At 31.2% G+C, this 14,209-nt stretch carries 13 protein-coding genes; 6 read left to right on the plus strand and 7 right to left on the minus strand.

The window, feature by feature from the left end:
* The first annotated feature begins 422 nt into the window (after positions 1–422).
* Complete coding sequence (locus F1Z66_RS01370) at positions 423–1,667, plus strand: hypothetical protein (protein ID WP_149861809.1); 1,245 nt, start codon at positions 423–425, stop codon at positions 1,665–1,667.
* Between the two features lie 260 nt (positions 1,668–1,927).
* Here F1Z66_RS01370 and F1Z66_RS01375 read toward each other — a convergent pair whose 3' ends face one another.
* On the minus strand, positions 1,928–2,881 hold the full coding sequence (locus F1Z66_RS01375) for a hypothetical protein (protein ID WP_149861810.1): 954 nt from the start codon (positions 2,879–2,881) through the stop codon (positions 1,928–1,930).
* A gap of 593 nt (positions 2,882–3,474) precedes the next feature.
* On the opposite strand from F1Z66_RS01375, the gene F1Z66_RS01380 reads away from it, so the two are divergent.
* The 4 genes from F1Z66_RS01380 (at position 3,475) to F1Z66_RS01395 (ending at position 7,429) form a co-directional block, all read left to right on the plus strand.
* A complete protein-coding gene (locus F1Z66_RS01380) occupies positions 3,475–4,149 on the plus strand; it encodes a hypothetical protein (RefSeq protein ID WP_149861811.1) in 675 nt (224 codons plus the stop codon).
* Positions 4,150–4,891: 742 nt separating this feature from the next.
* A complete protein-coding gene (locus tag F1Z66_RS01385; protein WP_149861812.1) occupies positions 4,892–5,803 on the plus strand; it encodes a Tat pathway signal protein in 912 nt (303 codons plus the stop codon).
* Positions 5,804–6,246: 443 nt separating this feature from the next.
* Positions 6,247–6,465, plus strand: coding sequence for a hypothetical protein (locus tag F1Z66_RS01390; protein ID WP_149861813.1), 219 nt, complete (start codon positions 6,247–6,249; stop codon positions 6,463–6,465).
* Between the two features lie 454 nt (positions 6,466–6,919).
* On the plus strand, positions 6,920–7,429 hold the full coding sequence (locus F1Z66_RS01395) for a hypothetical protein (protein WP_149861814.1): 510 nt from the start codon (positions 6,920–6,922) through the stop codon (positions 7,427–7,429).
* Between the two features lie 114 nt (positions 7,430–7,543).
* On the opposite strand, the gene F1Z66_RS01400 is transcribed toward F1Z66_RS01395, so the two are convergent.
* Positions 7,544–7,804, minus strand: coding sequence for a metal-sensitive transcriptional regulator (locus tag F1Z66_RS01400; RefSeq protein ID WP_149861815.1), 261 nt, complete (start codon positions 7,802–7,804; stop codon positions 7,544–7,546).
* A 116-nt stretch (positions 7,805–7,920) separates the two neighbouring features.
* Between F1Z66_RS01400 and F1Z66_RS01405 the strand changes: the two genes are divergently transcribed.
* Complete coding sequence (locus tag F1Z66_RS01405) at positions 7,921–8,772, plus strand: DMT family transporter (RefSeq protein ID WP_149861816.1); 852 nt, start codon at positions 7,921–7,923, stop codon at positions 8,770–8,772.
* Between the two features lie 471 nt (positions 8,773–9,243).
* On the opposite strand, the gene F1Z66_RS01410 is transcribed toward F1Z66_RS01405, so the two are convergent.
* The 5 genes from F1Z66_RS01410 to F1Z66_RS01430 all read right to left on the minus strand — a co-directional run bounded on the left by F1Z66_RS01410 (position 9,244) and on the right by F1Z66_RS01430 (position 13,840).
* On the minus strand, positions 9,244–10,248 hold the full coding sequence (locus F1Z66_RS01410) for a cation diffusion facilitator family transporter (RefSeq protein ID WP_159357390.1): 1,005 nt from the start codon (positions 10,246–10,248) through the stop codon (positions 9,244–9,246).
* A gap of 135 nt (positions 10,249–10,383) precedes the next feature.
* The gene (locus tag F1Z66_RS01415) at positions 10,384–11,622 is read right to left on the minus strand and encodes a multicopper oxidase domain-containing protein (protein ID WP_230207401.1); all 1,239 of its coding nucleotides are present in this window, start codon (positions 11,620–11,622) and stop codon (positions 10,384–10,386) included.
* Between the two features lie 41 nt (positions 11,623–11,663).
* Positions 11,664–12,524 (minus strand): cupredoxin domain-containing protein, encoded by an 861-nt coding sequence (locus F1Z66_RS01420; RefSeq protein WP_149861818.1) that lies wholly within the window; start codon positions 12,522–12,524, stop codon positions 11,664–11,666.
* A gap of 180 nt (positions 12,525–12,704) precedes the next feature.
* Positions 12,705–13,130, minus strand: coding sequence for a hypothetical protein (locus F1Z66_RS01425; RefSeq protein WP_149861819.1), 426 nt, complete (start codon positions 13,128–13,130; stop codon positions 12,705–12,707).
* Positions 13,127–13,840 (minus strand): winged helix-turn-helix transcriptional regulator, encoded by a 714-nt coding sequence (locus tag F1Z66_RS01430; protein ID WP_149861820.1) that lies wholly within the window; start codon positions 13,838–13,840, stop codon positions 13,127–13,129. Before F1Z66_RS01430 ends, F1Z66_RS01425 begins: the two co-directional genes overlap by 4 nt.
* Between the last annotated feature and the right edge of the window lie 369 nt (positions 13,841–14,209).

Genomic DNA, 14,209 nt, shown 5'->3' on the forward strand with positions numbered 1-14,209 from the left:
TTATCTAAATTTTTATTTCCCCACTATCTTGGAAACCTATACAACTAATTGAGTAGTTTTAATAATACTCCATTTTGGTTCTCCGGTTTGCTTTTTAGAGGAGATCCTTTCAGGTTTGGTCATTTCAATGGAAGCTCCAGTACTCATATTATCTTATGCTAAATTAATTCAACATATTGTTACCATAAATATGATGTTTGGGTCCGATAGTATCTAGACCCCTCTTTTCTTTATGCTCAACATCTATTCTGTGGGATTAAGTCCCGTATGGTATAAGGGTTCGGTTACGGACTATAATTTCTCTACATATCTTATTATATTCTGTTAAAACTAATATTTTATCTGAATATACATAACATCTGTTATTGATATTAACAATAAGATGCATAAATGAACGATTCTTTGAGTATGCGATTAATATTATGAAAGTACAAAATACTCTAAACCATTATCAAGAGCTAAATAGTATTTTTGGAGTATACATTCAGAAAAAAGTTAGTCAAAATAATGAACTTACAAATAGTCCGGGAAATATTATAATGAGATATGCCAAAAATAATCATTCAATTTTATTAAATAAGATTAATACTGCCTTGTCCAGTTTACATATGAAAATAAAAAGTAATCATTTAGAAGAACTAAGAAAAAGATTGATTAGTGAGGATAATTTTGTTTGTTATTCAGCAATTATAGAACTTTGTATTTATTATGAAGTAGGAATAAAATTAGGTTTTGAAAATGTCGACTATGGGAAAACACTAGCGGAGACCAAGAAGAACCCCGATTTATTCTTTAAAGTAGGAGTTAAAGAGGTTTTCTTAGAAATAACCGCTTTAAATAAACGAAAATCAGAAGAGACTATTGAATCTTGTTTCAACAGAATAATAAACAAGTATATTGATAGCGCTTATAAGAATTATTTTTTACATATCCTTATTGAGCCCACCAGTATTAAGAATGATGATAAAGGCAGAATAGACATTACCCACCTGGATAATTCAATTGCAAATGGAATAGAACGATTATGTATTTTTGAGTCTGCGAAAAGTTATTCTCTTCCCATATCAAGCATAAAATATTTTTGTAGAAACCAGGTTTTCGACGTAGAAACTTTACTAGATATCAAATTTGAAGCCAGTGTTTTATCCCATCCCATACACAATTTACTTGATCATATAGACGACAAGACTGCCGAACTAATCAGAATAAAAGACATCATGACTTCACCATTCGTAAGTCTTTCGGTAGGTAGAATAACAAATAAAAAATGTATCGAGATCTCATTACCCGAGTATGATTTTCCGGTTACTAATGTAAATGATCTAGAAGGCATGTTGTCATCAACCATTAGGAAGGCGATATTAGATCATTTAAGTCGTCGCTTAGTCGACAAAATAAAACATGGTCAAGCAGATGGCAGTAAATCCTTTATTTTAGCAATTCATTTCGATGATATATTCAGATATCCCCTTAACGAAGAGGAAAGTTATAAAGAAATTGAGAATCTAGTTAAGAATGTCTTATCTATGAACGAAAACAGTTTTCTAATATCTGGTGTATGGATTTTCTCGTGTAATTCACTTTTTTACGGCAAATTTATTGCCAACACCAATGCAATTCATCATATATCAAACAAAGAACTTCTAGACTTAAATTTATTAAGATAATGATTATCCATAAGGATTAGTTTTTAAAAAAAATAATATTAAGTTCTGTATAATTCTCAGATTAGGTAGCATGTTATAAGGCTCACTTATTTTTGACCTTCATATGGAGTTGGTAGTATAATTTTTTTAGATTTGTTCAGAAATTTTCACATACAGACTCAATGAAAAAATCAATTCTGAATAAATCATATCTTAATTAAATGTCACAGAAAATATCCAGAACAGGTCACAAATGCATTATAAGATGATTCTACCCCATATCAGATTTTCCTTTGTAATTTTAATTCCAAGGCAACCAAGAAATTTGAGAGTAGAATTAATAACAGATAAATAATCTGAGATTGTCTAAAAAATTCACTATATTTTATTTGTATGGTACCTGAATCATATTTGAATTTAATTTCCTTAATTGTAGGAATTCTCTGTACTTTTTTATGTTTTATTGAATTCCATATGTTAGTATTGAAAGGACCTAACAATACCCCATAGTTGGTATCTATTTGTTTTAACTCGGATTTTATTTTATAGGTATTTGTATTAATTATTTTTTCAAAATTGATGTTTTTATTATCAATTATTTGTTCAATTCCATATATGATTTTGATATATGTCTCTATCGACCCCGCGCATTCGTCATAAAGATCAAGATATTTATCTAAATCATCAGTGGGAATATCGGTTGACGTAATGTCAAGTTCGGAGGTAAGGACGTATACCCTAGCAGTTTGTTGTTTTAAAGTTATAATATTTTCGTCCGAAATACTTTTTACAAATTTATTAATTTCATTAGTTTTCTTTTTAGTTGCTATTCTATTAATTATCTCAAAAAGACTATGTCTATATTGTAAGATTTCAGTCTTAAATAATGGGTATTTTGTTTCTAATTCCAAACCCTTTTTTAATTCGTCATGATAATATTCCTTTATTGGTTTAGTACCCTGAGTATTTAGAAAATAGTTTGAATACGCAAAGAGAGCTGCAAATATCTGATAAAATTTATCACCTTTGTCTTCTATTACATTCTTCAGCAAATTTAAATTATTTGGAACCTTTTCTAACTGTCCTAGTATTTCTTCTGCTAGCGTACGCATCTCTTGTTCGGAGATTAAATGGATTTCATATCCATATTCATCTATAAACTTTTTGTTAAGATTTTCAAACATCCTAACCAGCTTATCCCTGTTTTCGATGCGATCTGTATTATTGATACTCAAATTAAAATCCTTTATTCCTATATAGTTAATTAGTTTCCTTTACTTTGATAATATAAATTCATCAAAATATAAGTAAGAATATTATGATCTATGAACATTTACATGAATGTTTTATATAATAATTCATATTCTAACTATTCAGTTGTCAAAACAAATTAAAATTTGGGATTCCATTTAAGGTTTTGTAGGTGTTTCATAATATCTATTCATCTTACAAATAATCCAGCAATTTTTCCTTGAGACTAAAGAGATCACCACAGTAGGGAGTTTCTGTATTTAGATATCTTCAGCAACTCATAACTGATTTAATCGTTCGATCGGAGCAATGCAATTATTTCTCAATGTTTCTGATCTTTTATTTAATAATGAACACTCTAAGGCAGTTCCTAAATTGAGGAAATCGGAAGCTGTTAGGCAATGTTTAACATAAACCTTATGTCATACATTAACACATAATTGGTAGACAAATAATAACCTTTTATTGTAATATCATTTCCAGTTATAATCGGCCAAATTTAACAAATATGTTATACCTGAATACTTGTTATTTGTTCCAGTAATATTTTTATACAATTTATAGTCCATTTCAAAGTATGTTTTCCTTTAAAACAGAACAAGATGGATCAGATATGTCAGTTAGGATGAGAAATAATATTACAGACTATGTCAATTTTATGTTTCCAGAAAAAAGTTTCAAAGAAAGGGAAAAACCAATTTTGTATTTAATTAAAAGTTGTGAGAATTACGATCTTAACGAAAGAGAATCGATTGAATCAATTAACAAGGTTTTAGGAGATAAGAGTATATCCAGAAGAACATACTACAACTATAAGAAAAAATTGTATGACAGTCAGACTTTTGATTTAATAAAAAATAGTTGCTATAATACAATTGGTGTAAAGTTGTTCATATTAGATGGCATTTTAGATGATGGAGAACAAACTATGAAAGCAGACAAATTAATAGGTCAACAATTTCCAAAACGAAAACAAGTTCTTGAAGATGAAGAAAAACAAAAAGAGGAACTAGACAGTGTTATGGAAAGAGCTCGATCCGATATAAACAGATTTCAAGAAATGGAAACTAGACAAGCATATTTAGAGTCTACATTCTCATCAAATCATACAATAAGAGAAGAGTTTGTCAAGTGCGGAAAAGAATTTTGTTTGCAGTGTCCACATGGACCATATTATTATGCCTATTGGAAAGATTCAACAACCAAAAAATTAAAGAAAAAGTATCTAGGAGTCATAGATCCGAGACAATGAACTATTTATTTAATTCATGATCTAGATCTCAATTGATCGAATTAAGCGTAGTATTTATTCCTAATAGTAAAATTTGCACTTTTTAAAATTTCTTATGCAATAAATGATCCAACAATTTTACAATGAAACGTTTTGTTCTGCTAAATTCAGAATATCTTTAACTTAAGATATTAAGGTGTTATTGTGGGAGATGTTAATAATGGTACAAATGCTCCTATCATAGGTAAGATAATTCAGGATATTAATGGTGGTAATTCTACAGACTTGGTTATTCCTAATGAATAAGATAAGTAATTGTAAATTAAGAACTCCAAGACATCAATATATTTAATTAAAAAGCAGATGGAAAAAAACTTTTACTTGTTTCAGAAGCTTGTGTAAAGATAGTTCTAAAGGAGAATTTTGTTATTCAATAAACCGTTATAATTTACATGTTATGACTATCTTCTACATTATCTGTATTTTTTTAGTAAATCAGGTCAACTCTTTACAATTTAAATTGTTGTTCATATAGTCATGATTAACGTTAATGTCAATGTCACAAAAGAGAACACGGAAAATTTAGATGTATAAAATGAATAGATAAATATATTATTTCTGTGATTCGAATTATTTATTGTTTTAGAAAAAATTAGCCTGACTGTCAAATATAGATTTACACTGCTATGAAAATTGCTAGCTATTGTCGTTATAACACAATAAACACCAATATTTAAATATCGAGCAGATCATTGTGAACTAGATGATTGCTAAATTACCGCGCCAAGTAATTGAGGAAATGGCTCAAAGATCACAAAGACTACATCATTGGTTTTTTCACGAAATAAGAAATAATTGGAATTTTTATGATGATACAACTAAAGATAAACTTGAAGAAATAGGATGGAAACCACCTCATCCCGCCATAAAGGAGGATCCATCTAGTTCCACAGGATGGTCACCAATTTATGATAATTATTCTGGTGAAGACTTTCTATACATGCATAGAGAAATGATCAAAAATGTTAACGAAACTTTGAATCAGATTCACGATCCAAATTATCCAAAAATAGAAGGTTGGCTTCACATTCCTCCTCCGGGAGATCCAGACTATCCTGTATCCCCTCCTTTAATAGGTATTAAATCAGATGAAAGTTTTACAACACGCTTTCTTCCATGGGAAAATCAGTTTACAGATCCAAACTATCTTGCCGGAGTTGACTTGAGTATGTTGGGCGCAGACATTGAATTTTCAATTCATAATGCGATGCATGGGAGATGGGCAACGGTACCCGCTATGGGGGTTAGACCGGGTGCTCAAGATGATCCATTGCATCCTGAGTTGATTTCTACACAATGGGACAATCCTGAATATGATTATCTTGGAGATACTTACTCTAGCCATGTAAATCCGATATTCTGGAAACTGCATGGATGGATAGATGACCGGATTAACGACTGGAAAAAAGCACATGGCATTACGGGAGAAATTCAATGGAAGGGAACATGGGTTGGAAATACACATGGACACGAACATCCAATGATGATGTTAAAAGAACTATCTTTATCAAGAAAAGAACAAGATGACAATTTATCAAATGTATTGAAAATCATTACAGGAAAAGGTAAGATAAAAGGTTTTCCAGTTATAGGCACGTTTGCGGAGAAACATTAAGTTTACCTAGGATCAAGTGAAGCCATAATCCCCACCTTTAACTATATGAACTAATATTTGATCTAGGTATAATACGTGTTAACCTATAATGTTTTCATTTTAATTAGGGTTAACTACAATCGAATTAAAAAGGTAAATTCTATTATTTTATATGAATATGTCAAGGATAAATTAGTAAATGCCTTTGTTAATGGTAAAGAGGTGTATAATTATCAAGAATTTTTTGCTAGACGTTAGCCAACGGATCAATCTTTACATCCGCTGTGAAAAACAGGTCTAATCAACCATTAATTCCTCAAACATAATCTCTACTGGATTGTTACTGTAGGAAGTCATTTGCATCTTCTAAAATTTCTTATGTAACAAGTGCTAGCATGTTATCACTTAGTCTTTTTCCTATCTCGTAATTCCAGAATATTTTTAACTGAAGGGTTCAAAGTTCTATGATGGGAGATGTGAATAATGGTACAAATGCTCCTATCATAGGTAAGACTATTCAAGATATCAATGATAATAGTTCCTCAGCATTGGTTATTCCAAAAGAGTTTGCTAATGAATTGCAAATTGAAAACTCCAAAGTGTCAATGTCTTTGATCAAGGATTTAGATGGAAATAAACATCTGTTAGTTTCAAAAGCTTATGTAGAGATCGTTTTGGAGTAGTTTGTTATTTGGCATACTATATTATTTGAATGCCTTTGCCCTGTTTAATATTACCTTCTATTCATTCAAATTTAGATCGTCTCTCTCATCACTTAAAGATTGGAGCATGTGACAGTATTTGATAAATAATTGTCACATGAACTAACTAACTAGAGTAAGGAGAGAGATTAAACTAGAAATTAGAAGAAAAGTTTAGGTCCACGTTATTATTTTAAGTTATCCACTTTATCTTTCAACTAATATCTTCCCTTATGGGAATACAAATATCAGTAGATTGCTTTGTAACTATAATTACGAATTTTTTGTTATGGAAGAATAATCAACTACTTAGACTAGTTGCAAAATGCTATACTGTTGCTTTAGACAATGGAAAACTTGCTAGACAATTACATCGGATAATAATTTAAAGGAATGAAATTCGAATTTTTAATATATGTGGATTGTGTCAAAGTTAATGTTAATATTATTTTCGGGTTTTGTTATACTTCTTTTTAATTCATACTGGACATACAATGATTTAAACTCTTTTTCACAGATTGCATCTGAACAATCTATTTCTAACAAAACTAAAGACTGGATTAGTGAGCGAGATAATCTGAATATCACAATGAGTCTTGAACCCACAGTGCCCATAATAGACAAGAATACCAAAATTATTTTTAAAGTAAAGAAGATAAATGACACTAAACAAATTGAGGAGTTAAAAGCAAAGGTCACTATGACAGACCACGATGGGAGACTATACAAATTTGAAAATAAATCGATTCCGGTTATAAACGGACAATTCCTTGTAGATTATGTATTCCCAGATGATGGAGAACACCGAATTATTTTGCAAATATATAAAAACGATACTCCTTTTGCAGTAACCTCATTCGATATCCTAATACCTCATGCTGCTCCCCAATCAACTCAAGATAAATTGCTGGGTCCACTTTCAAATCTTTTTGATTTCTTCCAATAAAATCGAATTTCGATGAAAGGACTGGGTTTCCTGAACCTTATACATCACAATATCAATTAGATCAGAAGTTGAATAATACAATCAATCAACAATTTTTTTTCAATTATAAAAAATTCAGAGAATCTTAGATACAGTATCTTTTATTTCGATAGCAATTTCCTTACCAACTTTATCAGTTGTTTGGCTAACATAATATTCAACCAGATCTTGGACTATCAATTCGGTTACACCATCTAATGCAGCCCTAACTGCAGAAACCTGTTGGACTATTTCGGGGTATCCCCTATCATCATCAAGCATCTTATTTATTGCTCTTACATGTCCTTCTATTCTTGCCAATCTTCTCTTTAACTCTGGTTTCTTGTGATGGGTCAATTGCTTTAGAGTAGTGTCAAACCTTAATTAAGGTATTTTTAGTTATCCTATACTGGGGGATAGGATATATATATCAAAGATCAACTAAAGCTGTGAGGCAAGAATACTATTATTTATTGTTCTCAGCAGTTTTATATGGTTCAATTTCTACAGTTGCCAAACCGGCACTGACGAATATTCATCCCATTCTTCTAAGTTCGGTGGTATATTTGATTATGGGTCTTTCGTTACTAGTCGTTAATGTGTTATCCAGAAACAATTATTCAATAAATGCAAAGTCTTTTGGCTTAATCGTTCTTGTTGCACTATTTGGTGGAACGCTTGGACCAATATCGTATTTTATGGGATTGAGCTTAACTAATGCTTCCTTCGCCTCTATTCTTATAAATGCAGAATTCATGTTTACCATAATTTTAGCCATTTTCATACTAAAGGAGAGAGTAACTTCGTTTACCGTTGGTGGAATTATATGTATTATTATTGGTCTTTTAACTCTTCATTTAAATGAATTACAGGCTTTTACAGGATTTCAAAATCAATATTTAGTTGGTAATATTTTGATTGTTTTTTCGACTTTATTTTGGGCGTCAGATAACACTATCAGCAAATTAATTTTAGATAAAGGCACACCCATACTAAATCTATTATACTTAAAGTCACTAATCGGCGGAGCAATTTCACTCTTGATAGTTATATTCTTGAATATTTCCTTTGACATTGCTATTTTAGATATACCAATGTTACTCTTTTTGAGTCTAGGTGGATTCGCCGGATCTTTGTTCTTATTTATGGTAGGACTCAGAAGGGTGGGAGCAATAAGATCCGTTATGATATTTGCCACCTCGTCATTTTTCGGGTTGATATTTGCTACAACAGTATTAGGGGAACGTAATGATATGCTAAAGTTAGGTATATCATTAGGATTTATGTTTGTAGGAATTTTCTTAATTACAAGGGAAAATGCTTAAGAAATCTTATCTAATTGTATCAAATCAATTTTTATTATAGTATCAATTAAGCACCTTGTAACAATTATTATATAACTTCTTAAAAACTGAATATCTTTACGTAGGAATGATTTTGACGTAACAAATGAAAAAAGTTATTTAATAAAAACAACATAGTAAATTTTCGTATTCATAAGATGCTAATTATCACTCATGGTGTGAGTATGATTCAACCACTGAAGGATATCTATGTTAGTAATTGTCAATGTTTCATAGATATATCTCAAGGTGATACTAGTGGATTTTTAACACTAGCATTGTAAGGATCATCATTGTTTAGGCGGATGGATATATTGATTTTCCAGACTGATTAAGATTTTGACAATAAAAATAAAAGATAATCTCTAATAGATTGATTGATTGATTGATTTTTATTTATTTATTTATTTGAGGACTTCATTAATGACTTGTAGGAAATAAGAGAATTTAGAATTAATCACTATTTGTAGGATGAAATTTTTCTATTTGGATAGTAGAATGTGTAATTTTGAATCTGTTTTCAAGCACAGAATTGATATCATGTAGAACTTGATAAGAACTGCTTGTATCCATTACAACTATATGAGCAGATAATGCGTGAATTCCAGAAGATATGCTCCAAATATGTAAGTCAAATACGCCTGTAACACCTTTTGTCTGCAATAAAGATTGTTGAATCATTTCATATGATATATTTGACGGAACGCCTTCCATTAATATATGAACAGATTTCTTTAACAAACTCCATAACCGTGGTAAAATAAATATTGCTAATCCTATACTTAAAATAGGATCTATAATCTTCAGGTTTGTTGCAGCTATGATTATCCCACCAACGATAACTCCTACTGAGCCTATTGTATCGCTTAATAGCTCCAGTCGAGCACCTTTCATGTTTAAATCTTCAATCTCATCATTGTTTTTAATTTTGTCAGGATGAGGATCCATTGAGATATCAGAATGTTCTACTGTTGAGGAGGAAAACAGATGTTTTGTATGCTCATCGTTTTTAGTACCATGATTATGTATGTGTTCTCCGCGGAGAAAATACATTCCAGCAATATTTATAAGTAATCCAACCACAGCCACTACAATCATAGGTAAACTCTGTATTTCCGTAGGTTCAAAAAAGCGTCTATAGGCTTCGTAAATAATAATTATCGACAATAATGATAATATTATGCTATTAACAAGGGAAGCAAGTATCTCGGTTCTAAAAAAACCAAAAGTATGAATCGGAGTCGCTTCCTTTTTGCTGTAAATTGCAGCTATTAAAGCTATACCTATTCCAAAAGTATCAGTAAACATATGACCTGCATCAGCAAGTAGAGCCAAACTACCTGTATAAAATCCAGCAATGACTTCTATAACTAGATAAGTAGAGATTAGAATTAGAACTATCCTTAATTTCTTAATTTTTGTATTCGTCTTAATTATTTCTATAGTGTTAGAATGCAAAACGACTCTACTCCTTCGTAATATTGCTGAATGCTATTCAAAATGTTAAAAAGAGGTTATGAAAAGTCAACGACGGTTCATAATTTCCATTACTTTCCTAATATAAACACGAAAGGGTTAGACAAAGAGCACTCACTATGATCTTCCTTTCACTTTAAAATATCCCATCCACCCCAAATCAGAAAATTCATTGATATGAGAATGGAACATGTATTGACCAGTATATGGATAATTGAATTCAATAATTCCTCTATCTCCTTGTCCCAATGTAACAATGTCATTAGTCATAGGAGCATCTTTAGATGTACCACTTGGAATATATTTATACAAATTTCCATGCAAATGAAATGAATTTACCTGGTCAAATTCTAGCATATTGATTAGGTATATCCTATAGTTGGTATTTTGTTGAATGGGTATGGGATTTTCCACATAATCAAACGCTTTTCCATTTACTGTGTATACCTCGTTTACGTGTTCAAATGCTTGAGGCATGTAATCTTCTTCATATTCCTCTGGTGTTGGAATTCGGCTAGGTCCTACTCCTTCTTTTTCATAATCTAGATCATATCCATTCATCATCATGACCATTTCGGTCATATTTTGTCTTGGTGTTTTTGGATCTATGATCAATGCACCATAGAGTCCTTTGTTTATGTGCTGATCAATAGGCGTTACATGACAATGATATGGATATACACCATAGGGACCTGCTTTAAAAATATATGTAAAGCTTTGTCCTGGTTTTATGTATCCACCCGGCCCATCAACCCCATCCATATCTCCAGGATGAATGGAATGCATATGCATTGAATGAGTATGATTATTCTCCGGTGGATTGATTACTTTTATTTTTACAATGTCTCCTTCAGTTACTCTTATTGTGGGACCTGGAATAGTGCCGTTAAATGTCCATGCAGGACTAAAAACCAATCCATTACTAGCAATAGGTATAGAGCTATTCTCATTTATGATTAGTGTAAATTCTCTAGTTGTTTGATTTTTATTGATGTTGTTACTACTATTTTTGGTATCAGCAATTATATGACCACAGTTAAAAAATGTTAAATACTCTAAGGAAGTTGGCCTCTTGTCAGTGTCGGTAGTGCAATTTTTAAGTTTGTCGTATTCGGATATTGAAAGAGATTTATTATTATCATTATCATTAGATTCGCCAACAATATTAGAGTTGTTTTGGTTAAGGATATTTTTTAATTTTATCATGTCGGTGTAAGTTGAATTTTCGGTTCCAGTTTTACTGAGATTAGTAATGGAAGCAAAAACAGAATTACAAGGAATTACTATTACAAAAACCAACAGGATTGCAAACAGTGTAATATCACACTGTTTCGCATCCGGGATGTGATTTCTCATGATTTATTACCTACGATTTGATTGGCACGCATATGTGTGAGTTATTTGTATGGCAATTTAGATCCAATATCTTCTAATGCCGATGTAATCATATCAGTAGTCATACTTGGTCCAGCAGTCCATACTAACATTGTTTGCTCCGATCCGGTATCTCGAGCTATACCTCTCAGGTCCTTAAATGAATATGTGCTTTCAATTGAAAATCCTTTTTCTGTGAAATCCTTTGTATAGTCGTCAATATCTTTCGTAGGTACCATAAATACACCGACGCTTTCTACATTAGCATTTGGATTAGTGTTTAATTTGTTTGGCTGATCAATTGCCTTGATATCGCCTCTCATCACAAAACCCTTTTGCACAGCTTCTTGATCTATATCGGGACTATAGTAACCAAAGTTTCCAACGGTATTAAAAACCATAGGGTTTGATGCAGAGTATTCCGGCAGGACACCACTATCAAATAGACTTTCATCGTTGTTGATTATTATTCTGTGCTCGTGACTAACATCGCCACTAAACCATATAACATTGGTACCTTTGTTAATAATTACATTTTGTGGTAGGAATGATTGTTCAATGAACCTATTCTCTTTTGCTTCGCCGTTACCGTGATGCGCCTCATCTGGAATAAGTATGAATAAATTTTTAATATCATTTCCTAGAACTGCAGTTTTGGTGTCAAATATATGCTTGGCGTCTATGTTGGGAGTGTCACTAGACAAATTCCCATTTTCACTCTGGGAATGTGCAATCAAAGTATGACTTGGGATTATGAGGATAACGGTTAATGAAAATATCAATAAAAAGATTCTCAAACCTGTGCAGACGTGACTAGAATCCTTCTCTAATGTCGAGAGGTTATTAAATAAACAGCAGAAAGCGCTTATGTTTTTGATACTCAAAGTATTATTCATTGCTATATATGAATAGATAAGGGGATTGGTACAGTTCTATGATCAAATAAAGGCAACTTCACCTCTCCAGTAATCTATAAATTATATGTGGATAATCTAAATCAGACATTTAGTGAAAACCTGACACTATCAAACAACAAAAAGTAAAATCAATCGTCGATTGGCACACTACTTAAAATAATGATTTGTGTTGGTCTTCCATAACTTGAACCTCCCCATTTGGAAAATTGCAACCACAAAAAATACCAATCCACCAAAACTCAGAATCGATAGGAAAATTTCCAGAGTTTCAGGTTGAACTAGATCAAATATTGAGAATATTGACCTAGTAAAAAACAACGTAAAAGCTATAGAAATAAGAATTATTCTTTTTGATCTCAGATTTCTATATGCAACAAGAGTAATTGCAATAATGAAAGCGGAAAAAACAGCACTTCCTAAATCAAACACTTCAGTAATATGTTCTTGAAAGTCCGTGAAATCGCTGTGATGGGGGCCTTCTGTTAAAACTGCAAAAGATGGAGAAATAGTGATTGACAAGGCGATTATTATCATATTTAAACTGATAAAGGATAGGCTAAAAGAAGAATTCAATTCTTTTCTTCCTCTTTCTTTATTTTATGTATATTCGAATTAAACACCTTTGGTTCTCCTATTAAAAAAGGATTATCAGGATGGTCGTTTTTATCGGTGTTTAAAATGGTAACTGATGATAATTCTATAAAAACATCCATCAATGTGTTAGATAATCTAGATAACAATGATGGATGATACGACTGCATCATTTTTATAAAATCCATATTATCACCACTTAAAAAACATTTTAGTGTTCTACCTTCTTTATGGAAATGGATTAATTCCATTTCGAATAGCTTTGAAATATGCCATTTAATGGTAGGGATAGACAATCCCAAATTCTGAGATATTTCTTTCTGAGACAATCCAGGAAATTCAAGAAGACACAAAATAATTGCTCGCGGAGTTTCCTGTTGCAGTATAGCCAAAACTAACTCATTTCTATTTCCAAAAACATATTTTACATAATAGTGTTTATAGATACTAATCCTTCTATATTTGATGAGATCTGATTTCTCAAGAACATTTAGATTATATTGAATGTCTCCCATGGCTAGACCTAAATCTTTCTTAATTTTTCTCAAATGTGTTCCGGGATTGTTTTTGATATATTGATATATTCGGTCTTTATTGGTTATTATCTGAGCATTTAAAATATTTTTATCCTTATTTTTAAAACTGTAATAATCGAAATTCAAAGTCTTGATCCCATTGTTTTTGAACTGCAAAACCGTTGAATCTCTATTAATATAGACTTAATTAAGATTTGCGTCCTTTTTATGGTTGTGGTACACTTCTATTGTATTACAAAATACATAGAATAAATTCTTCTACTATAATATAATAGTCATATAAATTAAATCTTGAATTATCAATTACGCTTCCATATGGGAATCCAACTTTAACAAATTGTTTTGCACTTTTGGAATAGCTTGTGTAACAAGTTACACTAAGCATTTACTAGGTTCAAAAGCATATCTAATGATAGTTTCAGAGCGGAACTTTCTTATTTGACAGATATTATCCAGATTAGTGCTTTTATTATGTTCAATACTTATTCTTTTTTTAATTTCATCATGAATTTAGGACGTACACCT

This window comes from Candidatus Nitrosocosmicus agrestis (assembly GCF_008389435.1).
GTDB lineage: Archaea > Thermoproteota > Nitrososphaeria > Nitrososphaerales > Nitrososphaeraceae > Nitrosocosmicus > Nitrosocosmicus agrestis.

Bases quoted from the DNA above. Each gene is read 5' to 3' on its own strand.
- F1Z66_RS01370 (WP_149861809.1), top strand. From the start codon at position 423: ATGAAAGTACAAAATACTCTAAACCATTATCAAGAGCTAAATAGTATT.
- F1Z66_RS01380 (WP_149861811.1), top strand. From the start codon at position 3,475: ATGTTTTCCTTTAAAACAGAACAAGATGGATCAGATATGTCAGTTAGG.
- F1Z66_RS01385 (WP_149861812.1), top strand. From the start codon at position 4,892: ATGATTGCTAAATTACCGCGCCAAGTAATTGAGGAAATGGCTCAAAGA.
- F1Z66_RS01390 (WP_149861813.1), top strand. From the start codon at position 6,247: ATGATGGGAGATGTGAATAATGGTACAAATGCTCCTATCATAGGTAAG.
- F1Z66_RS01395 (WP_149861814.1), top strand. From the start codon at position 6,920: ATGTTAATATTATTTTCGGGTTTTGTTATACTTCTTTTTAATTCATAC.
- F1Z66_RS01415 (WP_230207401.1), bottom strand. From the start codon at position 11,622: ATGAGAAATCACATCCCGGATGCGAAACAGTGTGATATTACACTGTTT.